The sequence below is a fragment of the Hymenobacter sp. BT18 genome, assembly GCF_012273015.1.
In the GTDB taxonomy this organism is placed as follows: domain Bacteria; phylum Bacteroidota; class Bacteroidia; order Cytophagales; family Hymenobacteraceae; genus Hymenobacter; species Hymenobacter lutimineralis.
This window is the reverse complement of record NZ_CP050954.1, coordinates 4,666,919-4,690,582: the sequence shown is the minus strand read 5'-3', so window position 1 is coordinate 4,690,582 and position 23,664 is coordinate 4,666,919. Positions and strand designations below refer to the sequence as shown.

The window sequence follows — 23,664 nt, the reverse complement described above, 5'->3', positions numbered from 1 at the left end:
GCGAAAAGGGTGCAAAAAATGGATTGACACAAAACTAGCATCTTTGATAGCAACCGCGCCGATAAAAACCTCTTTGAACTCCTCTCTTGCCTTTCCGCGCCCCATCAAGACCATTCTGCTGGCCTCGGTGCTCAAACCCGTAGACGATACCCGCATGTACGGCAAGTTTGCCCGTACGCTGGCGGGGCAGCCGGACGTGAGCGTGCATGTAGCCGGCCGCAGCGGGCCCGGGCACCTGCTGGCACCAAGCGGGGCTATTCAGCAGCACAGCCTTTTTTGCGGCAGCCGCCTAAGCTGGGCCCGGGTGCGGGCGCAGGCCCGGTACTGGGAGCTGCTCCGCCGCCTCCACCCAACGTTGGTGGTAGTGCATGCTCCAGAGTTGCTGCCCCTCACCTTGCTATGGCAGGCACTGGGGCGCAAGCGGCAGTTCCTGTATGATGTGCGGGAAAATTACGCCCTCAACATCCGCACGCAGGGGGTGTACCCGGCCTGGCTACGTTGGTTTCTGGCGGCTACGGTGCGGGGCCTGGAAAAGCTGGCAGCAGCCCGGGCAGTTCACGTGCTGCTGGCCGAAAAAAGCTACGCCGACGAGTTGCCCTTTGCCACCTCGGCGCACACCCTTGTTCTGGAAAACAAATACCAACCCGCTCCCTCAGCCGTACCAGCCGTTGCCCCCCAATCCTGGCAGCCTGGCCAGCCCTTGCAGCTTCTCTATTCCGGCACTATCTCCGAGCTGAATGGGGTGCTGGACGCCATTGCCCTGGCCAAAGCCTTGTACCAGGTGTGGCCGCAGGTTAGGCTGACGATAATTGGGTTTTGCCAGCAGCCAGCCTTTTTACTGCGCCTTCAGCAGGCCATAGCGGAGGCTAGCGACTTTGTCACCCTTATCGGCGGTGCCCAACCCGTGCCCCATGCCCAGATCCTGACCACTATTACGCGTAGTCACGTGGGCTTGCTGCCGTATCAGGAGCACCCCAGCACCTGGCGCTGTATTCCCACCAAGCTGTTTGAGTACCTGGCCAATGGACTACCGGTGCTGCTGCCGCCCAACCCGGCATGGGTAGCGCTGGTCCGCCAGCACCACGCCGGGCTGACCATTGATTTCCGTGACCTTTCTCCGGCCAGCATGCGTATGCTGGCTACACGCCTGCAAGCCGGCGGCTTCTACCCGCACGGAATTCCTCAAGAAGTTTTCTGGGACGGTGAAGGGCAAAAATTAGTATCCCTCCTGGATTCTATCTGGTAACTGCCGACCTTTGCCCCCCGTTTATGCGCTGAGAAGAAAGTTTTCTACCTTCCGCCCTTTCGCGCACTTTTCCTGCTAAATCCCCCTCCCCCAATGTCTACTCTCCGCCAAAGTGAAATTGCCGGCGTAGGCCACTACGTCCCCGACCGGGTAGTTGCCAACGCAGATCTTGAACAAATGATGGAAACCACCGATGCGTGGATTCAGGAACGCACGGGCATCCGGGAGCGGCGCTGGTTTGAGGAAGGCAAGGACACCACCGCCAATATGGGTGCCAATGCCGCCCGTAAAGCCCTGGAAATGGCCGGCCTGCAGCCCGACGACGTACAGCTAATTGTCTTCGCCACGCTCTCCCCTGACTACCTGTTTCCGGGTTCCGGAGTGCTGTTGCAGCGCGAGCTAGGCATTAAGGCCCCAATTGCTGCCTTTGACGTGCGCAACCAGTGCTCGGGCTTTATCTATGCCCTTTCCTTGGCCGACCAGTTCATCAAAACCGGCATGTACGAAACGGCGCTGGTAGTGGGCTCCGAAATACACTCCTCCGGCCTCGACAAAACCACCCGGGGCCGCGCCGTCTCCGTAATTTTTGGGGATGGTGCCGGCGCCGTGGTGCTGCGCCGCAGCAATGAGGAAGGCCGCGGCATTCTGAGCACCCACCTCCACGCCCAGGGCGAGCATGCGGAGGAATTGATTACCCGGGAGCCGGGCTCTAACCGCGACAACCGTGTGCAGATTGTGCTCGACGAGCCCGAAGCCATGTACCCGTACATGAATGGCCAACAGGTGTTCAAGCACGCCGTGACGCGCTTTCCGGAGGTCATCAAGGAAGCCCTCGACCAGAACGGCTACCAGCCCCAAGACATCGACATGCTGATTCCCCACCAGGCCAACCTGCGCATCACGCAGTACGTGGGCCAAAAAATGGGCCTTACGGAAGACAAAGTGTTCAGCAACATCCAGCGCTACGGTAACACCACTGCGGCTTCCGTCCCGATTGCCCTCAGCGAGGCCGTGCAGGAAGGGAAAATCAAGCGCGGCGACCTGGTGTGCCTGGCAGCCTTTGGCTCCGGTTTCACCTGGGCCTCAGCCCTGATTAAGTGGTAGGTTTTTAATCAAGAGTGAAGAAAGAAGAATGAAGCATTGGCCGTTCTGGAGTTTCTGCTGAACTGTTGAACGACCAATGACTTATTCTTCCTTCTTCATTTCTCATTCCAAGGAATGCCCAGCTACACCGAAGAAAATTACCTAAAAGCCATTTATAAGCTGGCCGAAGCTTCACCGGGCCTCGACGTGAGCACCAACAGCGTCTCGGAGGCGCTGCAAACCCGGCCGGCCTCGGTCACGGACATGTTGCGGCGGCTGGGCGAAAAAGGCCTGCTTAATTATCAGCGGTACCGGGGCGTTTCACTTACTCCGGAGGGCAAGCGGTTGGCGTTACTCACCATTCGCAAGCACCGCCTGTGGGAAGTGTTTCTGGTGCAGCAACTGGGGTTCAGCTGGGATGAGGTACACGAAGTGGCTGAGGAGTTGGAGCACATCCAGTCCCCACTGCTGGTGCAGCGGCTGGACGAGTTTTTGGGCTACCCGCAAACCGACCCGCACGGCGACCCTATTCCGGCAGCCGATGGCTCTATCAACCGAGCCCGTCACCGCTTGGTGGCCGACCTGGCCATGGGCGAAGAGGGTACCATTGTGGCCGTGCGCAGCACCGCCGTGCCCTTTCTGCAGTACCTCGATAAAGTTGGCCTGCGCCTGGGCTCACAGCTTAAAGTAACCAATAAAATCGAATTTGATAACTCCCTGGAAGTCAGTATAGACTGTCAGCGCAAGCAAATGCTTTCGGCCGAAGTTTCGCGCAATTTGTTTGTAGCAGGCTAGCTACTATTGCTGACTTTTTCGCGCCTGCGCCAGCCGCTGCCTTTCTCTTTTTCCTGCTCCCGTGTCTTCCCTGCTGCCTCCTTCCCTTTCCGATACCATTGTGGCTTTGTCCACGCCTCCGGGCTCGGGGGCCATTGCCCTAGTGCGCCTTTCAGGTCCACAAGCCATTGCCCTTACTGAGTCCATCTTCGCCGGCAAATCATTGCAGGAACAGGCCACGCACACGCTGCACTTCGGCACCCTTCGCGACGGAGAGCGTATTCTGGATGAGGTCGTGGTGTCACTGTTTCGGGCTCCGCGCTCCTACACCCGCGAAGACGTGGTGGAAATCAGCTGCCATGGCTCCGACTACATAGTGCAGCAGGTGCTCAGCTTGCTGGTGCACCGGGGTGCGCGGCTGGCCGAGGCCGGGGAGTTTACCAAGCGCGCCTTCCTGCACGGGGCTTTCGACCTGGCCCAGGCCGAGGCCGTAGCCGACCTTATTGCGTCCGACTCGGCGCTTTCCCACCAGGTAGCCATGCAGCAGATGCGCGGCGGCTTTTCCCGTGAGCTGAAGGAATTGCGGGCCCGGTTGGTGCAGTTTGCTTCCTTGCTAGAGTTGGAGCTGGATTTCGGCGAAGAAGACGTAGAGTTTGCCGACCGTAGTGGCCTCACCAACCTGCTGCAGGAGCTGGAAGGCATTATCCGGCAGCTGCTGCGCTCCTTCGAGTTGGGCAATGTCATCAAGAACGGCGTGACCACCGTTATTGCCGGTAAGCCCAATGCCGGCAAATCAACTTTGCTGAACGCCCTGCTGAACGAAGAGCGCGCCATTGTATCGGCTATACCCGGTACCACCCGCGACTTTATCGAGGATGAGGTAAGCCTGGAAGGCATTCGGTTTCGGTTTGTAGATACCGCTGGCCTGCGTGACACTACCGACGTGGTGGAGTCGATGGGCGTGGAGCGTACCCGCCAGCGCGTGCGCCAAGCAGCGCTATTGCTTTACCTGTTCGACCTGACGACTGCTTCTCCGGCCCAAGTTGCGGCCGAACTCGCGGAGCTCAACCCAGGCAACCTGATTCCCGCTCTGGCCGTCGGCAATAAGCTAGACCAGATCAGTTCTGACGAAGCAGCAGCGTATGCAGACGATGCCTTACTGTTGTCCGCTGCTACCGGACAGGGTATGGACGAGCTGAAACAAGCACTCCTGCAAAAAGTGCGGGGTACGGGCCTCGACCGCACGGGCTCCGCTACCATTGTTACCAATGTGCGCCACGCCCGCAGCCTGGAAGCTGCGCTAGCGGCTTTGCTTGCCGTGCAAGCGGGCCTTCAAAGCAATGCGGGCACGGAACTACTGGCCGCCGACCTGCGCCGGGCGCTGGCGTACCTGGGCGAAATTACGGGGGAAATATCCACCGACGACCTGTTAACCAGCATCTTCACCCAGTTCTGCATCGGAAAGTAGGGCGCACGCAGCCTCTTCAGCGCGGAATATTTTGTATATCATCCGGGCCTTCCTTCAAATTGTCGGCATAGCGAATAATTTTGCGCATTAGCCCGAACATCTACCTTCTTTTGGTAGTTGAATAGATTCAGGCTTGACCCGGGCTTTCCGCCCTGCCGGTAATTCTTTACTTTCGCCCCGCATCCACCCTAATACACGCTTATGGCAGAGTCTGCTGAGATTATCCTCGACGGGAAATCGTATTCCTTCCCCGTCATCGAAGGTACCGAGCACGAGAAGGCAATTGATATTGCCAAGTTGCGCGACCAAACCGGTTACATTACCATCGACTCGGGCTACAAAAACACCGGCGCTACCAAAAGCGCCATTACGTTCCTGGACGGCGAAGAAGGCATTCTGCGGTATCGGGGCTACCCCATCGAGCAGCTGGCTGAGGAGTCGAGCTTCATGGAAGTGGCTTACTTGCTGATTTACGGCAAACTGCCGACCCAAGCAGAGCTGGATTCCTTCAGCAACCAGATTACCAAGCATACCCTCGTGCACGAAGACGTGCGCAAGATTTTTGATGGGTTCCCTTCGGCAGCCCACCCCATGGCCATTCTCAGCAGCCTGATCTGCGCGCTGACGGCTTTCTATCCCGAGAGCGTATCGCCGGACCTGAGCAAGGACGAAATTGACCTGAACGTGATTCGGTTGATGGCCAAGCTGCCCACCATTGCTGCCTGGACCTACAAGAACAACATGGGCCATCCGCTGAACTATCCGCGGAACGACCTAGACTACGCGTCGAATTTCCTGTACATGATGTTCAGCTTCCCCACGGAGAAGTATGAAGTCAACCCCGTAGTGGTGCGTGCCATCAACAAGCTCCTCATCCTGCACGCCGACCACGAGCAGAACTGCTCTACCTCAACGGTTCGTTTGGTGGGCTCGGCGAATGCTTCGCTGTACGGCTCGGTTTCGGCTGGTATCAACGCCCTTTGGGGCCCGCTGCACGGTGGCGCCAACCAGGAAGTGGTGGAAATGCTCGAAGCTATCCAGCGCGACGGTGGCGACACGAGCAAGTTCATTGCCAAGGCCAAAGATAAAAATGACCCGTTCCGCCTGATGGGCTTTGGTCACCGCGTCTACAAAAACTTCGACCCACGGGCCAAGATCATCAAGAAAGCTGCCGACGAGGTGCTGACGGCTTTGGGCATCAACGACCCCCTGCTGAAAATTGCGCAGGAGCTGGAGCAAGCGGCCCTCACGGATCCTTATTTCATTGAGCGCAAGCTCTATCCGAACGTTGACTTCTACTCGGGCATCATCTACAAAGCCATTGGCATTCCCACCGAAATGTTCACGGTGATGTTTGCCCTGGGCCGCCTGCCCGGCTGGATTGCCCAGTGGAAAGAGATGCGCGAAAACAAAGAGCCGATTGGCCGTCCCCGCCAGGTTTACACCGGCGAGCTGAACCGGGACTACACCCCGATTGAACAGCGCTAGAACTACCCACAAAAAAGGCTACCTGCAGAGGTAGCCTTTTTTATTTACCGTTTCGTCAGCCTAGCGTACGGCCACCGTTTTGCTATGTAAGGCAAGCAGTTTGGGCATGTATGGCTGAACGCGCGCCAGCTGAGCAGGCATCAGAATTGAAGCTAGCTGCATTTCATACCCAGCCTGAATTTCCTGAATCAGAAGCTCCTGCTGCAGTGGTGAGGAGTTATGGCTTTTTACTCGTTCTATTTCCCGCATCATACGGATGCTGAGGCTGCGCACACGCTTATACTGCCCTTCGTTGAGGTGGCCTTTGGAGGCAAAGGTACGGCTGATCGACGTGGCTTGCCGACTGATGGAGGTGTCACCGGCGGATTTGGCGCAGCTCGAAAGCAAACTGCCCGCAAATAGAAGAATAGCACTAAGAGTATGTATAGGTACAGTCATGGCAGGTATCGAGTGCAAAGGTGAATGACGGAAAAATGGCAACCGGGAAATCGACAAAACCCGTTTATGTAAATTTCCCTAGTATAACTTGATCAAAGATAAGTCTTTCTGTTTCCTTGACAAAGAATAATCAAATTTAATTTCAGCATAATCATAAATACAAAAAGGCGCCCCAGGGGCGCCTTTTTCAGTACCATTTAGCCGCAGGACTAATTCGCCATAATGCTAAGCGCGGTCATGTTGCTTTGTGCTTCCTGGTACACAGCCAGTTGATGGGGGCGCAACAGGCTGGTAAGCGCCGCTTCGTAGCGTTGCTGCGCATCGGCCAGGCGCTGATCCAGGATTTCCGGATCGGCGGCGTAGCGGGACTTTAGATCATCAACCTCGGCCAGCATACGCGTATTCAACTGCTTTACTTTGAGGTACTGCCCTTCGTCAAGCTGCATGGTGCTGGCCATAGCCCGCGACAACTTGGTAGCCCGAGCAGCAATGGCGCTACCGTTGTCGCCGGTAGCGGTAGTTTCCTGGGAAGCCTGGCTAGCCACAGAAACCGCCAGCAGCATACCCACAAGCAGGAAAATCTTTTTCATAAGTAGGTGAGGTGAAAGAGTGAAAAGAAGAAGAGAAACCAATAGGGCAGCCGTTGATGCTGCTGAACAAAGCTAAACTTATTTTTTAATAAAACAAAGAATAAATATTACTATTCTAATCAAGTAGTTTTTACATCAAGCACCTTATTTTTGATTATCAGCTATTTATCAACCGCCTGAAAAAGAAGAACTATAACTTTAAAAAGCCCAAAGCCCCGCTTGGTGAAAGCGGGGCTTTGGGCTTTTGCTGCTTAAGCGGAATGATTAAAGGATCCGGAATTCTATCCGGCGGTTTTGCTGCCGACTGGCTTCCGAGTCGTTGGGCACCAGGGGCTTGTTTTCACCGTAGCCCCGGAACCGGATTCGGGTAGAGGATACCCCGTTAGCCGACAGATATTCGTACACGGACCGGGCCCGGTTCAGGGAAAGCTTCTCATTGTCAGCCTCAGCCCCTACATCGTCGGTATGCCCGGCAATTTCTACTTGCACATCTTTGTACTGCTGCATAAACCCGATCAGGCGGTTGAGCTCGGTACGGGAAGTAGGCTTGAGTTTGTACTCGTTCGTTTCAAAAAATAGATTATTCAGCACCATGGTACGCCCGGCCCGCAAGGGGTCCAGGTACAGATCGAGCGTGAGGGGGTCAAAGGTGTGCTTGTCGCTGTAATCGAAGCTGAGGCTTTTGAGCAGATATCCATCGGCGGAAGCGTACATGGCATAATGCCGGCCTTCGTTGAGCACCACGGTATAGTCACCATCCAGCGGGTCGGATGTGACGTACTGCACCAGCTCGTTGGTTTGCACATCGTAGAGCTGCACATCCGCCTTGAGTGGTTTTTTGGTGTTGGCATCGAATACCCGGCCCTGGGTATACGTACTGGTTTCGCGGGAGCGGACGGTTTTGGGCACGTCAAAGGAAAACAACTCCACTGGCCGGTCGCGCTCCGGAATACCGGGTTCGGCCGGCCGCGTGCGCGAGCAGTAGCCCCGGCTGTTGTCGGATGCAATAAACAGGGAGGCCTCGTTTTCGTTGGTATTAAGCGGGTAACCCAGGTTAACCGGCTCCGACCACTTCTGCCCGCTCAGGCTGCACTTATACACATCCAGCCCGCCCATACCAATCAGGCCATCCGTCACATAGTAGAGCGTGGTGCCGCTGGCATGAATGAAGGGAGCCATATCCTTGCCAGCGGTATTGATGGGTGTGCCGAGGTTGCGGGCCGGACTCCAGTTGCCATCTGCCTGCAGCATGGTCATGTAAATATCCTCCAGGCCCTGCCCCCCGCGCCGGTCGGAGGTAAAATACAGGGTACGGCCATCGGCTGACAAGGAGGGCTGCGAATCCCAGGCAGTGGAGTTGACGAGCTTACCCAGGTTACGCGGTTTGCTCCAGTTGTTGCCCGTCCGGCGCGAAATATACAGGTCGCAGTTGCCGACGGAACCGGGCCGGTCGCAGGAAGCAAAAACCAGGGTTTTGCCATCCCCGGAAATGGTGCCCGCGCCCTCGTTCAGCTGGGTGTTGATGGCCGCTGAAATCGGCTGCGGTGCCCCCAGCGTACCGTCCTTGTTTTGGCGGCTGAGGTACAGGTCTTCGTCGCTCTGAGCTGTAGGCCGGGCCGTATACAGCAAAAAGCGGTTATCGGCCGTGATAGAGGGGAAATACTGGTAGCGAAACGTGTTGAGCGGTTCGGGCACCCGCTGCGGGGCCGGCCCGGTAGGGTTGGCCACGGCTTTCACGGCAAACTCGCTGTTTTGCAGCTGATGCTGAGCTTTAGGAATGCTACGGTGGCCTTTGGGCGCCGACTTTAGGAAGCGGCCGTAGCTCTCGCCGGCCACCTGGTATTCCCCGAAGCTCATGGCCAGTTCCCCCAGGGTAAAGTAATCCAGGGAACGGGCGGGGTCGAATGGGATTAGGGTCAGGCCTTTCTGATACGCTACGAAGGCCGCGCGGGTGTCGCCCATGGCTTTCAGCAAAGACCCTTTCACCAGGAAAGGCTCTCCCAGGGAAGGAAACTTCTCGTTCAGAATGGTGAGCGTCTCAATGGCTTTGGCAAATTCCCGGTTCTTGGCCTGCCCCTGCGCTTTATCAAACAGGTTGCGGGCTTTGGTGTTGGTAGAGGACAGTTTTTGCTGCGCTACTACAGGTGGACCGGCCAACAAGGCCACGCCCAGGAATACTGCCACGACGAAACGACGCATACAACGGTGGAGGCTAGGGAATGTCGAGGTATTTATGCGTTTGCAGCGACACCTGCCACTGCGGATGTTGCTTCACGTAATCGATAAGCAAGGGGGTGATGGTGGCGGCCTTACTCCATTCCGGCTGCAGGTACAGCCGGGTGTGCGGCCCCGCCATAGCCGCGTGCTGCTCGGCCCAGGCAAAGTCGCTCTTATGAAAGACGACCACCTTGAGTTCGTGGGCCTGGGCTACTACCTCCGGCAGTGGGGCTTTAAACTTTTTAGGCGACACGCATACCCAATTCCAGGTACCGGAGAGTGGGTAGGCACCTGATGTTTCGAGCCAGGTCTGGCAGCCCGCTTCCTTCAAGGCACCCGTCAGCTCCGTTAAGTCATACATCAGTGGCTCCCCGCCGGTGATGACCACGTTGCGCCCCGGATGCGCTAACACCGCCGCTACCATGTCCTGAATAGCTACCCGGGGGTGCAGGCCGGCATCCCACGACTCTTTCACGTCGCACCACACGCAGCCCACGTCGCAGCCGCCCAGACGCAGAAAATAAGCAGCCCGGCCGGCGTTATATCCCTCACCCTGAATAGTATAAAACTGCTCCATCAGGGGCAGTGCGGCCGAGCTGGCAGTGGTCAGGGAAGAAAGGACGGGCAGGGAAGTAAGCAAGTGAGTCAAAACGCAAGCAAAAACAAAAAGGCCGGTTTCCGGGGCGGAACCAGCCACCGCGTAGCATAGTTCCGCCCCAGACGTCCGACCTGAAAAGTAACGGAATCAGATGGCAAATGAAAGCCAAAGATACCGGAAAAATAGGATTCTACCGGGCGTACACCTCGCCTTTTGCGGCGCGCAGGGTATTAAGCAGCAGCATGGCTATGGTCATGGGCCCGACGCCTCCTGGCACCGGCGTGATGAACGAGGACAATGGAGCTACTTCCTCGAATTTCACGTCACCTTTGAGTGCCCAGCCCGCCTTTTTGCTGGCATCCTCCACCCGGGTGGTGCCCACGTCAATAATCACGGCGCCGGGTTTCACCATGTCGGCCGTCACGAACTCCGGGCGGCCGAGGGCAGCTACCAGAATATCCGCCGTGCGGGTTATTTCAGCCAGGTTCTGGGTACGCGAATGGCATAAAGTCACGGTGCAGTTACCGGGCTCTAAGTTCTTTGCCAGCAGAATACTAACCGGCGTACCCACAATATTACTCCGCCCAATTACCACGCAGTGCTTGCCATCAGTAGGCAGCTCGTAGCGCCGCAGTAGCTCCACAATACCCGAGGGCGTAGCGGGCAGCAGGGCGGGCAGCCCGGCCACCATCCGCCCGATGTTCATCGGGTGGAAACCGTCTACGTCCTTCTCGGGGCGGATAGCTTCAATCACCTTTTCGGAAGAAATATGGCGCGGCAGGGGCAGCTGCACGATGAAGCCGTCGATGCTATCATCTTCGTTCAGCTCGGCCACTTTCGCCAGCAGCTCGGCCTCCGTGATGGTGTCCTCGTAGCGCAGCAGGGTGCTTTCGAAGCCCACCCGCTCGCAGGCCAGCACCTTGTTGCGCACGTAAGTTTCGGAGCCTCCATCGTGGCCCACCAGCACGGCGGCCAGGTGCGGCACCTTCTGGCCAGCAGCTTTGCGCTGGGCTACTTCGGCGGCAATTTCTTCTTTGATGGCCTCGGCGGTCTGCTTGCCGTCGATGAGGCGGTAGGTGGTGGCGTCGGGGGCTGTGGTCATGCGTGTGAGGGTTAGGCTATATCCTGGGGTTGTTCGGGCTTGGGCTTGCTGGCGTGGGCGGCAATAGCAGCGGTGCCGGCGGACTGCAAAGCGGCTTCCATAGCGGGCCAATCGTCGCGCCACCGGAACTTGCGCTCCTGGCCTTTGATGATTTTCTCTAGCTGTTCCGGGCTCGTGCAGTTCTTGAGGAGGTTACTGGACATGGTCTGAAGAAGTATATCATAGCACGCCGTGTCAAGAAGTGTATGAGGTAAAAAGAAAGGGTACGCGCAAAAAAAACGCGGCTCTTTCGAGAGCCGCGTTTCACTTATCTAATCAATTTTCAATACAGCCAGGAAGGCCTCCTGGGGAATCTCCACGGACCCTACCTGACGCATCCGTTTCTTACCCTCTTTCTGCTTTTCGAGCAGCTTGCGCTTCCGGCTGATGTCGCCGCCGTAGCATTTGGCAATTACGTTTTTGCGCAGGGCCTTTACGGTTTCGCGGGCAATGATTTTCTGACCAATACTGGCTTGAATGGCAATTTCGAATTGCTGGCGGGGCAGCAGCTCACGCAGCTTTTCGCAAAGGCGGCGGCCCCAGTCGTAGCTTTTGCTGCGGTGCACAATAGCCGACAAGGCATCGACCTTCTCCCCGTTCAGCATCACGTCCAGCTTTACCATGTCCGACTCGCGGAAGCCAATCAGCTCGTAGTCGAGGGAAGCGTAGCCGCGCGAAATGGTTTTGAGCTTGTCGAAGAAGTCAAACACGATTTCCGACAGCGGCAGCTCAAACGTCATTTCCACCCGCTCCGAAGTGAGGTAGCTCTGGCCCTTGATGATGCCACGCTTTTCCATGCACAGCGTGATGATGGGCCCCACGTAATCGGCCGCCGTAATGATCTGGGCCTTGATGTAGGGCTCCTCAATCAGCTTGATCATGTTCGGCTCGGGCATTTCGCTCGGCGCGTTGATGGTCAGCAGCTGGTCTTTGGTGCCGGTGGCGTGGAACTGCACCGAGGGCACGGTGGTAATCACCGTCATATTGAACTCGCGCTCCAGACGCTCCTGCACAATTTCCATGTGCAGCATGCCCAGGAAGCCGCAGCGGAAGCCGAAGCCCAGGGCCACCGACGTTTCGGGCTCCCATACCAGAGAAGCATCGTTGAGCTGCAGCTTCTCCATGCAGGAGCGCAGTTCTTCGTACTCGGTGGTATCCACCGGGTAAATGCCGGCAAATACCATGGGCTTCACGTCCTCGAAACCCTGAATAGCCTCGGCCGTAGGGCGCGCTACGTGCGTGATGGTGTCGCCGACTTTTACTTCGCGCGCTTCCTTGATGCCCGAAATGAGGTAGCCTACGTTGCCAGCCGCTACTTCCTGGCGGGGCTCTTGGTTAAGGCCCAGAATACCGATTTCGTCGGCGCCGTATTCCTTGCCGGTAGCCATGAAGCGGAGCTTGTCGCCCTTGCGCATGGTGCCGTTCTTAATCCGGAACAGAACTTCGATACCCCGGTAAGAGTTGAAAACTGAGTCAAAAATGAGCGCCTGCAGGGGGGCCTCCGGGTCGCCTTGAGGCGCAGGAATCCGCTCACAGATGGCGTTAAGGATATTCTCGATTCCAATACCGGCCTTACCGGAGGCATGAATGATTTCGTCCCGGTCGCAGCCGATCAGATCCACAATTTCGTCCGACACCTCCTCCGGCATGGAGTGGGGCAGGTCGATTTTGTTGAGCACCGGAATGATGGTCAGGTCGGAGCCAATGGCCAGGTAGAGGTTGGAAATTGTTTGGGCTTCAATGCCCTGCGAGGAATCCACAATCAGCAGGGCGCCTTCGCAGGCGGCAATGGAGCGGGATACTTCGTAGCTGAAGTCGACGTGACCGGGGGTATCAATCAGGTTGAGCGTGTACTGCTCGCCCTTGTACTGATACTGCATCTGGATGGCGTGGCTCTTGATGGTGATGCCCCGCTCCCGCTCCAGGTCCATGTTATCGAGCAGCTGAGCTTGCATATCGCGCTTGGCCACGGTGCTGGTGAATTCCAGCAGGCGGTCGGCTAGCGTACTCTTGCCGTGGTCGATGTGGGCGATGATGCAGAAATTGCGGATGTTCTTCACTAGAGGCAGTTTTTTCTAGCTGCGAAGGTAGGCAAAACGGCCCGGAAAAGCTAGTTTTTGGGAGTTGGCCGCCGGTTATGGTAGCCTGCGGGGGTTTAAGTAACTTGGGGAGCCATCTACTATCTCCCCTGCTATGAACCTTGACCTTAGCCGCACCGTCTCGCCTACGGAATCCAGCAAAGCCAGTATCACGGCGCTTAACTCTGTTGTTCTGTACGGCCTGGCCTTCCTGCTGGCCTACGGCGTGCACCAGCTGGCCACGGCGGCCATGGCCCACCGCCTGGGCATTCCGCTCACCTTGCACCTGAGCCACGTGCAGTTTCTGATTCCCGACCGGCAGTGGTGGCGCATTGCCGTTATTGCCGTGTACGGAGTGGGGCCTTTTCTGTCCCTGCTGCTGGCTATTGCGGCCGGGCTGCTGTTCTGGTTTTACGGGCGGGGCCGCAAAGGCCGGCTCAAGCTTTTTTACTTCTGGCTGGCTTTGCACGCCTTCAACCTGGTACTGGGGGGCCTTATTGCAGGCTCATTCACGCAGCTGGGATTTTGGTATGTACCCCGCTGGCTCTTCGTGGAGGGAGGCACGGCCTTTCCCATTGCCTTAGCCGTGCTGGGTGGCATTATTGCGGTAATTACAGGTTACAAAGCGGCCGTAGCCTTCCTGCAAAGCCACGACTCGCGCACCATGATGCTCTATGCCAACCGCGGCCAGCTCATTTTTACCGGCTTGCTGGTGCCCTGGGTGGTAGGCAGCCTACTGCTGGCAGCTCTCAAGTGGCCGGACCTGACCACCTACGAGGGGCTGCTGTTTGTGACGATGGGCCTTTTCCTGCTCCCGCTAAGCATCTCCAGCCGCAACGAGCTGTTCCAGGATACCGTGCCTACACCCCGAAAAACCACCATTGCCTGGGGCTTTGTGGGAGCTTTTCTGCTCCTGGCGCTGCTCTGGCGCTTGGTCTTCAATGCCGGCATCACGCTGTCCTGAGCGCTGGCAGTTTATAAAAAACGGCAATCTGTGCTTATACGCAACGGCGCTTAGCCCCCGGGACTAGTCAGCCAGCCGGTGAACCTGCTGAAAAGGTGTGCGTAAGCAAAGGGTATCATACCCTAACGTCCACCCGCCATGAGCCTACACCTGAACACGGCCGCCATGAAGTTTGCTAAGCAGCTGATTGCCGACGGCAAACTCAAAAACGACCAGGGCCACTGGGGCCAGCACAACCCTGATACCAGCCAGGAAAACAAGTTCCTGGAAAAGCACGAAATAGCCGAATACGGCCAGTGGCACCTGGGCCTCGACGAGACCAAGGGCGAAGACACCAAAGGCCGCTACCACTTTCCCTACGGCGACTTCAAAACTGTGCACCGCGACGGGCTCATTGCGGCCAAGGAGCGGGCGGCTCAGCAAGGCTACCACGACATTGAACAGGCGGCCGATGAGCTGCTGCAGGCCCTGGAAAAGAAGGCGGCACACTCCTAAAGCAACCATTGCTGGGGCCATAACAACGCCAGCCGGCCTACGGGTAGGCTGGCGTTGTTATGGTGGCTGGCCGGCTGCTTCCCTCCTTCAGTAGCGCTACTTTACTTCGTTTCCTTTTCTCTACATTGTCCGGAAACTGCCTAGCTATTAATATCCGCTTCTCTGTGGTGTATAAACTTTGTCTGTTCCTGCTGGTGAGTGTGGTTAGTTTTACTGGCTGGGCCCAAACGGTAACCGCCACGGGCCAGGTGCTCAATGCCCAAACCAAGGAGCCGGTGCCGTTTGCCATTCTGGGCGTGCCGGGCAAGGCTATTGGCACCGCAGCCGATGAGCAGGGCCGTTACCTGTTGCGCCTCCCACCCGATTTACGCGACACCCTCATCGTGTCCTGCGTGGGCTTTATGCCCTATGTGGTAGCACCAGCTCAGTGGCAGGCCGGGCAGCGCGTGTTTCAGCTCCAACCCCTGCACCAGGTGCTCGAAGGCGTCACCATTCAAAGCCGTAAGGTGCAGCCGGCCAAGCTGGGCCGCACCGCCGAAAAAGCCGATGTCCGCTGGATGGCCGGCAGTTCGGGTAAAACCACCGTTGATGATGAGTGGGGCTGGGAGCTGGGGACGTTACTTACCCCTGGGCGCCGCTCCTACCTGGAAGAACTCTACGTCTATTTCACCGACAACAAGTACGAGCGGTTGCGCTTTCGGCTCAACCTGTACACCGTGCGCGGCAACCGCCCCGACCAGCTGCTTAGCACCCAGGATGTACAGCTCCTCTGCCCGCCTTCCCGTACCGGCTGGCTTAAGCTGGATTTGCGGCCTTACCACCTCGTGCTCAACGGTGAGCCCGTAGCCGCCACCCTGCAGTGGCTGCAAAGCGAAAAGCAAGCCCCCGAAAACAAGTATTTCTCCATTCCCGTGGTGCGCCAGAAGCAGCCCGGCATGGTAGAGCGCGAAAACGGCCAGGCGGCCTGGACCGTCCATAACCTGCTGCCCAGCCTGTACTTCACCGTGCTGACGGAGGAGAAGTAACGGTACCCGAATGATACGCAGGCGTTGTTACCTTGCTACCCATGAACCGCAACCCTGGTAGTTACCGCCTCCTGCTTTGCTTGACCTGCGTGGGCGCGGCGGGTTGCTCCTCTAGTTCTTCGTCCTGGCAGCTGGTAACTGGAGAAGGCCTACCGCTTACTGGCTTTCATGCAGAGGCCACGCTGTTCATCAACGACTCCACTGGCTTGGTACTGGGCAGTATCCTTCCTGATGCGGGTGGCTTGGGTTCAGATTTCCGTGCTGGTCAGGTTGCCACCTTGTTTCGGACCACTGACGGAGGGCGCAACTGGCAGAAAACCACCGGCGACTCCGGGAGCCGGTTTGTGCTGACTACCAAGGCCGGGCCCGTAGTATTCGCGGTTCAGCTCCAGGAGTCCGACGCTCAGCGGGATTCTTCCCGGCTCCTGCGCTCTGTGGACCAGGGCCGGAGCTGGCAACCGATAGGCGTACTCCCTCACCAGATTACCAGCCTTTCTTTCGCCGACTCAACCCAGGGCTTTGCCCTTACCAATCATGAAGAGCAGGGCCTGCGGCTCATATACCATACGACGGACGGCGGACGGCACTGGCAGCGCGCCGCACTGCCCTTGTCGGGCAGTGCTTCCTGGGGCCTACACACGCCGGATGGCACTTCCTGGCTGCTGCTCACCTCCCCTGGCTCGCCCTACTACAGCAGGCATCTCGCCAAAATCAATTGGGCAACCTCCGCCGCCACGGTAGAAGTTATTCCGCAAGGTCGCGTCGACAAAGCCGTGGCTTCCGACGCGGCCGGCAACCTCTGGCTGGCCAGCGACGACCCAGCCGGAACCATTCAGCTCCTGCGCCGCGACCATCAGACCGGACGCTATAGCCGCATTCATAGCTTCGGCCTCTCCCAGGGCCAGCCGCTGTTAGCAGAAGCCCTCCACGTTTCCGGCCGCAGCATCACCTTGCTGGCTTCCTACTCCGACACCACGGTAGCCCTGAATACCTACCATGCCTACCACAGCACGGATACCGGACGCAGTTGGCAGGAAGAAGAACTACCCATAGCCTCTAACGTCTCTTCTGCAGCCTTTACCGGCCCGGAAAAGGCTTGGCTATTTGCGGGCGGCAATACGTTTCAGGTGCGCTACCCCACTAGAAAGTAGGCGAACAAAGTGAACAAGCAGAGTTGAATGCCTACTGACCCATACTGAATATCTACTTCCTTTAATTATCACTCTTACTGCCTCAGTAGCAGTTCGTGACACTCCCGCAGCCTAGGCTTCCTCGTGCCGCCATTACTTAACGGCCTGCATACCTGACATTGCCTTCCGCGCTCCTGACAATGTCTTCCGCGGCGCTGACACGACCTCTCGCGCATCAACACTTGGTTATTGCGGGACTGACAATGCCTTCCGCGCCCCTGACAACGTCTAATGCGCGACTGACATTGGTCATTGCGCGGTGGCAGTGCCTTCCGCGCGAGTGACAAAGGCTTCCGCGCCATTGACAAAGTCTTCTGCGGGTCTGACAAAGTCCATTGCGCAACTGACAGAACTCGCCGCGCGGTTGACATTGTCTGTAATAAGCTCACTAGTGCGTGCCTCCCCCCTCAGCGGTGTCTCTAAGCTTATGTCTACTCACTTTCCTACCTTGGTGCTCTATTTAGGTCAAGTTGAAGTACCTTATGACCAATCAAGAGGCTACTAATTTTCTTCAATCAATTGACTTCCTATTGCCGCTCGGGTATTTGGATATGATGAGTGCTGGGCACGAACAGATCCTTGATTTCGAGATTATTAATGGCAAATGCCTGCTTTTGTGGCGTCTCGATAAACTTATCGGTATTAATAACGACTACGAAGCAGCCGAGAATTATCCGGGTTTCTTTCTGATCGGCACGTACGAAATCGGCGAGGCCTGTGCCATAGAAAAAGCTACTGGTGCCATCTACACCTTACCGTTCATCGGCAACGTCCAAGAGGAAGCCGTTTTCGTTGGTAAATCGGTGGACGAGTTGCTCGTCTATCTAAAGGAAGACTGGTAACAAAAAAGCCCCGGCCTCCCCGCCGGGGCTTTTTTTGTACCTTCGCTCACCCAAATTCCACCCAACTCCACCCCGTAATGCAAGCAGCTCCCGCCGCTCCGTATAAGCCGAAAAACCATATCCGCATCGTAACGGCCGCCGCCCTGTTCGACGGCCACGATGCCGCCATCAACATCATGCGCCGCATCATCCAGAGCAGCGGCGCCGAAGTAATCCACCTGGGTCACAACCGCTCAGTGCAGGAAATCGTGGACTGCGCCATCCAGGAAGATGCCCAGGCCATTGCCATTACCTCCTACCAGGGCGGCCACAACGAGTACTTTAAGTACATGCACGACCTGCTCAAGGAGCGGGGCGCGGGCCACATCCGCCTGTTCGGCGGCGGGGGCGGCGTGATTCTGCCCACCGAAATTGAGGACCTGCACGCCTACGGTATCGAGCAGATCTACTCCCCCGACGCCGGCCGCGCCATGGGCCTGCAGGGCATGATCAACGACTTGCTCCAGCGCTGCGACTTCCCCACCGGCCAGAACCTGAACGGCGAGGTCAACCACGTAAAGGAGAAAGACGCCCGCAGCATCGGCCGCCTGATTTCGGCCGCCGAGAACTTCCCCGAAGAGTTTGAGCGGGTGAAAGCCCAACTGGTGGCCGACTTCCAGCAGGCCGAAGGCAGCAACGACCAGCGCCTCGACTCCTCTGCCACCGTTACCAAGACCCCAATTCTGGGCATCACCGGCACCGGTGGGGCTGGTAAGTCGAGTTTGGTGGACGAGCTGGTGCGCCGTTTCCTGATGGACTTCCCCGAGAAGACCATTGCCATCATCTCCGTCGACCCCTCGAAGCGCAAAACCGGCGGGGCCCTGCTGGGTGACCGGATCCGGATGAACTCCATCAACTCGCCCCGGGTGTACATGCGCAGCCTGGCCACCCGCCAAAGCAACTTGGCGTTGAGCAAGTACGTGCAGGACGCCGTGGACGTAGTGCGCGCCGCCGGCTTCGACCTCATCATCCTCGAAACTTCCGGCATCGGCCAGTCCGACACCGAAATCATCGAGCACTCCGATGCCAGCCTCTACGTGATGACGCCCGAGTACGGGGCGGCCACTCAGCTGGAGAAAATCGACATGCTCGACTTCGCCGACGTCATTGCCCTCAACAAGTTCGACAAGCGCGGGGCCCTCGACGCCCTGCGCGACGTGCGCAAGCAGTACCAGCGCAACCACGGCCACTGGGAAAAGCCCCTGGACTCTATGCCCGTGTTCGGCACCATTGCCTCCCAGTTCAACGACCCCGGCATGAACCGCCTCTACCGCGCCGTGCTGGCCACGGTGGAAGCCAAAACCGGCGTGCCCTTCGCGTCCCAGCTCGAAACCAGCCAGGAAAACTCGGAGAAGATTTATATCATTCCGCCCCACCGCACCCGTTACCTTTCCGAAATAGCCGAAACCAACCGCCAATATGATCAGTGGGTTCAAAAACAAGCTGACGTTGCTCAGCAGCTCTATGGAATCCGACAAGCCATCGGAGCCGTCGAAAGCCTCGGAAACACCCCTACCGGATCTGGCAGCGGGAACGGCAGCAACGGAGCCGGAGGAAGAAGCCTCATTGCCGGCCTGGAGAGCACCTTCGAGGAGGTCAAGCTCCGTCTGGACGGCCAAAACTGGAAACTCCTGGAGACCTGGCCGCAAAAGGTAGCCGCCTACAAGGCCCCGGAGTTCGTCTTCAAGGTGCGCGACAAGGAAATCCGCATCCAGACGCACACCACCAGCCTGAGTAACCAGCAGATTCCCAAAGTCAGCCTGCCGCGCTACACGGCCTGGGGTGATTTGCTACGCTGGCAGCTTCAGGAAAACGTGCCCGGTGAGTTTCCCTACACCGCCGGCGTATTTCCCTTCAAGCGTGAGGGCGAAGACCCCACCCGCATGTTTGCTGGCGAAGGTGGCCCCGAGCGTACCAACCGCCGCTTCCACTACGTGAGCATGGGTTTGCCCGCCAAGCGCCTGAGCACGGCCTTCGACTCGGTGACCCTCTACGGCGAGGACCCCGACCACCGGCCCGACATCTACGGCAAAATTGGCAACGCCGGCGTGAGCATCTGCTGCCTCGACGACGCTAAGAAGCTCTACTCCGGCTTCAACCTGGCCAACCCCAGCACCTCGGTGTCGATGACCATCAACGGCCCCGCCGCTACCCTGGCTGCCTTCTTCATGAACGCCGCCATCGACCAGCAGTGTGAGCTCTACATCAAAGAGCAAGGCTTAGAGGCAGACGTCGAAGCCAGGATCAACCAGATTTACGCCGACAAGGGCCTCAACCGCCCCCGCTATCAGGGCGAGCTTCCCCAGGGCAACGACGGCCTGGGCCTGATGCTGCTCGGCGTGACCGGCGACCAAGTGCTGCCCGCTGACGTGTACGAAACCATCAAGAAACGTACGCTCAGCCAGGTGCGCGGCACCGTGCAGGCCGACATTCTCAAGGAAGACCAGGCCCAGAACACCTGCATCTTCTCCACTGAATTTGCCCTGCGCCTGATGGGCGACGTGCAGGAGTATTTTATCAAGGAGAAGGTCCGCAACTTCTACTCGGTGTCTATTTCCGGCTACCACATTGCGGAGGCCGGGGCTAACCCCCTCACCCAGCTGGCCCTAACGCTCAGCAACGGCTTCACCTTCGTGGAGTACTACGTGAGCAGGGGCATGAACGTGAACGACTTCGCCCCGAACCTGTCGTTCTTCTTCTCCAACGGCATCGACCCCGAATACGCCGTTATCGGCCGCGTGGCGCGCCGCATCTGGGCCAAGGCCATGAAGCTCAAGTACGGCGCCGACGCCCGGAGCCAGATGCTCAAGTACCACATCCAGACCAGCGGCCGGAGCCTGCACGCCCAGGAAATCGACTTCAACGATATCCGAACCACCCTGCAGGCCCTCTACGCCATCTACGACAACTGCAACTCCCTGCACACCAACGCCTACGACGAGGCCATTACCACCCCCACCGAGGAATCGGTGCGCCGGGCTATGGCCATTCAGCTCATCATCAACCGGGAGCTGGGCTTAGCCAAAAACGAAAACCCGCTGCAGGGCTCCTTCATCATCGAGGAGCTCACCGACCTGGTGGAAGAGGCCGTGCTGATGGAGTTTGACCGCATCACGGAGCGCGGCGGCGTGCTGGGCGCCATGGAAACCATGTACCAGCGCGGCAAGATTCAGGAGGAAAGCATGCACTACGAGATGCTCAAGCACACGGGCGAGTATCCCATCATCGGCGTGAATACCTTCCTCTCCTCCAAAGGCTCGCCCACGGTGGTGCCCGCCGAGGTTATCCGGGCCACGGAAGAGGAAAAGCAGTACCAGATTGAGATGCTCAACATCCTGCACACCCGCAACGCCGACCAGACCGAAACCCGCCTCCGGCAACTCCAGCAAGTAGCCATCCAGAACGGCAACCTCTTCGAGGAGTTGATGGAAACGGTAAAGTTCTGCTCACTGGGCCAGATTACGAATGCGCTGTTTGAGGTTGGCGGGCAGTACCGCCGGAATATGTAGACAGTCTATTTGGTTGAATATGAAAGGGTGTTACCTTGCTGAGGTAGCACCCTTTCATATTCTTATGGAAATCATTGAAGTTCGTTTCGCCGATTTACGCCGGGCTGCAGAGCAGGTGCCTGCCTTCGTTGAGGATCGGCTAGGCTGTAAAGCGGAATACGGCCTACGTACCGGAGTAGAAGAAGACATGTGCGTTGTCGGGCTCGAAACCGAAGAATTGTTGCTTGAATTCTCTGAGCAGTTCAGGGTTGATGTATCCAAGTTCGATTTCACTGGCCTGATTAGTCCTGAAGGTTTCGAGGGCAACCCACTTCACCTCATCGTATTCCTACTCTTTCTGTCGGTTTACGCCGTAGCCTGGACCACTAAGTTATTGATAGGACTTGTCTACTTACCCTTTAACTCCAAAGCAGCTATAAGCCTCATCAAGGAGCCCATAGGCAACCCTTTCGCGTCAACACCTAAACCTCGGCATGAAATTCTGACCATCGGCGACTTAGTAGCTTCCGCTGCCGCAGGACACTTCGTGAAACGGGAGCGGGTACGTTTCGTGCTGGTATAGCTCACAGCCACTCCAACAAGTCGCTATCCAGAACGGCAAGCTCTTCGAGGAGCTAATGGAAACGTGAAGTTCTGCTCGCTGGGCAGGTTACGAATGCGCTATTTGAGGTTGTTGGGCAGTACCGGCGGAATATGTAGGGGCTAAGACGCACCTAATCCTTTCCAATTAATTTTTATTTAAAATGGAGCCAACTCCTCAAGATTCCTCAATGAGCCTTTCTACCACAATACTAGGCCTGATAAGCCGTGCTGGCATTCCCTTTTTGTCTGGATGGTTGGCAAAATTTAATCAACCCAAACTCGCAATCCGGATGGAGTCTGGCTCGTACTCAAGTGGATTCCAAGGTTTCATTGACAAGTCTGTACCAGAGCATGAGTTATACACTCGGCCCAATGCCATCGGCATTTATCAGGGTGATTTTTCTCATTCAATTTTTATCACTAATAACTCGCCTCATGTATCCTATAATATTACCGGGGGCATCATGATTTCAGGTGCTTTATCGCCTTTCAATCGGCAACAGATAGATAATACACAACCATTACTAGGTCATCAACGCATTCAATTTGATATTAAAAAACGTGCTACATATCAAGCTGAGGTTAGTAAGCGAGAGCAAATAGAGCGCGAATTATCGTCGGGTAAAAATATTGACTATATACTGTTGGAGTATGAAAATCAGAAAGGCGGAAAGTTTTTCACAAAACTTTATCCATCCAAGCCAGTATCTGAGCAACTAGAGTACGGTAAAAGATGATGTACAAGTGCGAAACATCAATCTCAACTATTGCAATTCAAAACATTTCGACGCCCTACCTTCTGAATATCAGGAGAGCAGGGAGTCGTTCATAATCGGCACCTATTACGCGACGTGGCTAAAGCAGCTTCTGCCACCTCCCTCGCCACAGCAAGAGGCGGCGGGGGCGCGGGGGCGGGCAGTATTAGAACCCGATAATTGCTGATGAGACAATTTCACCTACTCTTACACAGTTTAGCGTGCTGGATAGGGCCAGAAAACGAGGTAGCTACGCGAAATCACTTATGAAGAAAACGGACTTGCTCGCCGGATGCTTAATGTTGTTGCTATTGACGGGTTTTAGTACCCCAAAGCCTGCGCTACGCAAAACGAAAAGTGTGACAACCTGGAAAGCATGGGCCGATACAACTACACAGGGAAGAGCCAAGTGGATGGTAGTCAAATGCGAGTTCTATCCCAACGGCGAATTGAAACGTAAGCTTTCTTTGGGGTATGAAGGTGACACGGTTGGATTAAGTGTTTATAAACTCAATCGTGATTCTACCCTGCAAGCAGAAACTTGGTATAACAAGTACCTCAAAAAGTGGATGCCCGGTAGTAGCTACATTTACCGTCGCGGGGAGAAACGGCCTTTTATGGTAAAGGAAAGGTTCGACTACGCATCTTACTGTACCTACGACGCTCAGGGGAAAGAAGTAGCTCACCGTATTGTGAACGAGCGCAAAGAGCCCATCTATGACTACGAGTACCAATACGACGCCAGCGGCTGGTTAATTCGGTCCAGTATGTTCCGGTTTTTTAACGGCGAAAGGGACGACGAACAAAGGGAAATCTGGGAATACACGAAGAATGAAAAGGGTCAGGTTATACAAGCAGACGTCTTCGCCGTCAACACACTGCCTCTTGGGCCTACAGTAAAGACAGATAAGAATGGTAATAAAAAAATTACCTATAGTAGCACAGGGGCAAACACAAAGTCCCTCTTAAGAACAGAGTATTACAACCAGCGGAAAGAATTGACAAAAACGGTGGAGTATGACTTAGAGGCTAAACCCCAATTTGCCAAGACATATGAATACGAGTATTATCAATAGCTCAGAATCATTGTTCATGGGGAATCAATCACAAAGCTCCCCAAACTGGCGCAAGTTTAGGCGCAG

21 protein-coding genes are annotated in these 23,664 nt (G+C 56.6%); 14 read left to right on the top strand and 7 right to left on the bottom strand.

Annotated features, from left to right (window positions below; all coding sequences use genetic code 11):
- Nucleotides 1-73: 73 nt before the first annotated feature.
- From HER32_RS20135 to HER32_RS20115, 5 genes are all read left to right on the top strand, one after another.
- Complete coding sequence (locus tag HER32_RS20135) at nt 74-1,246, top strand: glycosyltransferase family 4 protein (RefSeq protein WP_168683165.1); 1,173 nt, start codon at nt 74-76, stop codon at nt 1,244-1,246.
- A gap of 93 nt (nt 1,247-1,339) precedes the next feature.
- A complete protein-coding gene (locus HER32_RS20130) occupies nt 1,340-2,350 on the top strand; it encodes a 3-oxoacyl-ACP synthase III family protein (protein ID WP_149072487.1) in 1,011 nt (336 codons plus the stop codon).
- Between the two features lie 114 nt (nt 2,351-2,464).
- The gene (locus HER32_RS20125; RefSeq protein ID WP_168683164.1) at nt 2,465-3,124 is read left to right on the top strand and encodes a metal-dependent transcriptional regulator; all 660 of its coding nucleotides are present in this window, start codon (nt 2,465-2,467) and stop codon (nt 3,122-3,124) included.
- A 61-nt stretch (nt 3,125-3,185) separates the two neighbouring features.
- Nucleotides 3,186-4,571 carry a tRNA uridine-5-carboxymethylaminomethyl(34) synthesis GTPase MnmE gene (gene mnmE / locus HER32_RS20120; protein ID WP_168683163.1) on the top strand — a complete coding sequence of 462 codons (1,386 nt, stop codon included), beginning with the start codon at nt 3,186-3,188 and terminating at the stop codon, nt 4,569-4,571.
- A gap of 201 nt (nt 4,572-4,772) precedes the next feature.
- Complete coding sequence (locus tag HER32_RS20115) at nt 4,773-6,059, top strand: citrate synthase (RefSeq protein ID WP_149072484.1); 1,287 nt, start codon at nt 4,773-4,775, stop codon at nt 6,057-6,059.
- Between the two features lie 60 nt (nt 6,060-6,119).
- On the opposite strand, the gene HER32_RS20110 is transcribed toward HER32_RS20115, so the two are convergent.
- The 7 genes from HER32_RS20110 to lepA form a co-directional block, all read right to left on the bottom strand.
- Complete coding sequence (locus tag HER32_RS20110; protein ID WP_168683162.1) at nt 6,120-6,554, bottom strand: hypothetical protein; 435 nt, start codon at nt 6,552-6,554, stop codon at nt 6,120-6,122.
- Nucleotides 6,555-6,706: 152 nt separating this feature from the next.
- On the bottom strand, nt 6,707-7,087 hold the full coding sequence (locus HER32_RS20105) for a hypothetical protein (protein WP_168683161.1): 381 nt from the start codon (nt 7,085-7,087) through the stop codon (nt 6,707-6,709).
- A 264-nt stretch (nt 7,088-7,351) separates the two neighbouring features.
- The gene (locus HER32_RS20100; RefSeq protein WP_168683160.1) at nt 7,352-9,286 is read right to left on the bottom strand and encodes an OmpA family protein; all 1,935 of its coding nucleotides are present in this window, start codon (nt 9,284-9,286) and stop codon (nt 7,352-7,354) included.
- A gap of 13 nt (nt 9,287-9,299) precedes the next feature.
- Nucleotides 9,300-9,881 carry a 7-carboxy-7-deazaguanine synthase QueE gene (locus HER32_RS20095; protein WP_168683341.1) on the bottom strand — a complete coding sequence of 194 codons (582 nt, stop codon included), beginning with the start codon at nt 9,879-9,881 and terminating at the stop codon, nt 9,300-9,302.
- A gap of 211 nt (nt 9,882-10,092) precedes the next feature.
- Nucleotides 10,093-11,004, bottom strand: coding sequence for a bifunctional 5,10-methylenetetrahydrofolate dehydrogenase/5,10-methenyltetrahydrofolate cyclohydrolase (locus HER32_RS20090; RefSeq protein WP_149072480.1), 912 nt, complete (start codon nt 11,002-11,004; stop codon nt 10,093-10,095).
- Nucleotides 11,005-11,015: 11 nt separating this feature from the next.
- The gene (locus HER32_RS20085) at nt 11,016-11,207 is read right to left on the bottom strand and encodes a hypothetical protein (RefSeq protein ID WP_149072479.1); all 192 of its coding nucleotides are present in this window, start codon (nt 11,205-11,207) and stop codon (nt 11,016-11,018) included.
- A 108-nt stretch (nt 11,208-11,315) separates the two neighbouring features.
- Complete coding sequence (gene lepA / locus HER32_RS20080; protein ID WP_149072478.1) at nt 11,316-13,103, bottom strand: translation elongation factor 4; 1,788 nt, start codon at nt 13,101-13,103, stop codon at nt 11,316-11,318.
- Nucleotides 13,104-13,236: 133 nt separating this feature from the next.
- Between lepA and HER32_RS20075 the strand changes: the two genes are divergently transcribed.
- The 9 genes from HER32_RS20075 (at nt 13,237) to HER32_RS20035 (ending at nt 23,598) form a co-directional block, all read left to right on the top strand.
- Nucleotides 13,237-14,085, top strand: a complete 849-nt coding sequence (locus tag HER32_RS20075) for a hypothetical protein (protein ID WP_168683159.1) — start codon at nt 13,237-13,239, stop codon at nt 14,083-14,085.
- Between the two features lie 138 nt (nt 14,086-14,223).
- The gene (locus HER32_RS20070) at nt 14,224-14,580 is read left to right on the top strand and encodes a hypothetical protein (protein WP_168683158.1); all 357 of its coding nucleotides are present in this window, start codon (nt 14,224-14,226) and stop codon (nt 14,578-14,580) included.
- A 164-nt stretch (nt 14,581-14,744) separates the two neighbouring features.
- A complete protein-coding gene (locus HER32_RS20065; RefSeq protein WP_168683157.1) occupies nt 14,745-15,605 on the top strand; it encodes a carboxypeptidase-like regulatory domain-containing protein in 861 nt (286 codons plus the stop codon).
- Nucleotides 15,606-15,646: 41 nt separating this feature from the next.
- Nucleotides 15,647-16,756, top strand: a complete 1,110-nt coding sequence (locus tag HER32_RS20060; RefSeq protein WP_168683156.1) for a WD40/YVTN/BNR-like repeat-containing protein — start codon at nt 15,647-15,649, stop codon at nt 16,754-16,756.
- Between the two features lie 521 nt (nt 16,757-17,277).
- Nucleotides 17,278-17,637 (top strand): hypothetical protein, encoded by a 360-nt coding sequence (locus HER32_RS20055; protein WP_168683155.1) that lies wholly within the window; start codon nt 17,278-17,280, stop codon nt 17,635-17,637.
- Between the two features lie 77 nt (nt 17,638-17,714).
- Nucleotides 17,715-21,185, top strand: coding sequence for a methylmalonyl-CoA mutase family protein (locus HER32_RS20050; RefSeq protein WP_168683154.1), 3,471 nt, complete (start codon nt 17,715-17,717; stop codon nt 21,183-21,185).
- A 64-nt stretch (nt 21,186-21,249) separates the two neighbouring features.
- A complete protein-coding gene (locus HER32_RS20045; RefSeq protein ID WP_168683153.1) occupies nt 21,250-21,747 on the top strand; it encodes a DUF1493 family protein in 498 nt (165 codons plus the stop codon).
- 181 nt (nt 21,748-21,928) lie between these two features.
- On the top strand, nt 21,929-22,504 hold the full coding sequence (locus HER32_RS20040; RefSeq protein WP_168683152.1) for a hypothetical protein: 576 nt from the start codon (nt 21,929-21,931) through the stop codon (nt 22,502-22,504).
- 284 nt (nt 22,505-22,788) lie between these two features.
- Entirely contained in the window at nt 22,789-23,598 is an 810-nt protein-coding gene (locus HER32_RS20035) for a hypothetical protein (RefSeq protein WP_168683151.1), read from the top strand.
- Nucleotides 23,599-23,664 lie beyond the last annotated feature (66 nt).

Bases quoted from the DNA above. Each gene is read 5' to 3' on its own strand.
- HER32_RS20130 (WP_149072487.1), top strand. From the start codon at position 1,340: ATGTCTACTCTCCGCCAAAGTGAAATTGCCGGCGTAGGCCACTACGTC.
- HER32_RS20125 (WP_168683164.1), top strand. From the start codon at position 2,465: ATGCCCAGCTACACCGAAGAAAATTACCTAAAAGCCATTTATAAGCTG.
- HER32_RS20115 (WP_149072484.1), top strand. From the start codon at position 4,773: ATGGCAGAGTCTGCTGAGATTATCCTCGACGGGAAATCGTATTCCTTC.
- HER32_RS20105 (WP_168683161.1), bottom strand. From the start codon at position 7,087: ATGAAAAAGATTTTCCTGCTTGTGGGTATGCTGCTGGCGGTTTCTGTG.
- HER32_RS20100 (WP_168683160.1), bottom strand. From the start codon at position 9,286: ATGCGTCGTTTCGTCGTGGCAGTATTCCTGGGCGTGGCCTTGTTGGCC.
- HER32_RS20095 (WP_168683341.1), bottom strand. From the start codon at position 9,881: ATGGAGCAGTTTTATACTATTCAGGGTGAGGGATATAACGCCGGCCGG.
- HER32_RS20090 (WP_149072480.1), bottom strand. From the start codon at position 11,004: ATGACCACAGCCCCCGACGCCACCACCTACCGCCTCATCGACGGCAAG.
- HER32_RS20085 (WP_149072479.1), bottom strand. From the start codon at position 11,207: ATGTCCAGTAACCTCCTCAAGAACTGCACGAGCCCGGAACAGCTAGAG.
- HER32_RS20075 (WP_168683159.1), top strand. From the start codon at position 13,237: ATGAACCTTGACCTTAGCCGCACCGTCTCGCCTACGGAATCCAGCAAA.
- HER32_RS20070 (WP_168683158.1), top strand. From the start codon at position 14,224: ATGAGCCTACACCTGAACACGGCCGCCATGAAGTTTGCTAAGCAGCTG.
- HER32_RS20060 (WP_168683156.1), top strand. From the start codon at position 15,647: ATGAACCGCAACCCTGGTAGTTACCGCCTCCTGCTTTGCTTGACCTGC.
- HER32_RS20055 (WP_168683155.1), top strand. From the start codon at position 17,278: ATGACCAATCAAGAGGCTACTAATTTTCTTCAATCAATTGACTTCCTA.
- HER32_RS20050 (WP_168683154.1), top strand. From the start codon at position 17,715: ATGCAAGCAGCTCCCGCCGCTCCGTATAAGCCGAAAAACCATATCCGC.
- HER32_RS20045 (WP_168683153.1), top strand. From the start codon at position 21,250: ATGGAAATCATTGAAGTTCGTTTCGCCGATTTACGCCGGGCTGCAGAG.
- HER32_RS20040 (WP_168683152.1), top strand. From the start codon at position 21,929: ATGGAGCCAACTCCTCAAGATTCCTCAATGAGCCTTTCTACCACAATA.
- HER32_RS20035 (WP_168683151.1), top strand. From the start codon at position 22,789: ATGAAGAAAACGGACTTGCTCGCCGGATGCTTAATGTTGTTGCTATTG.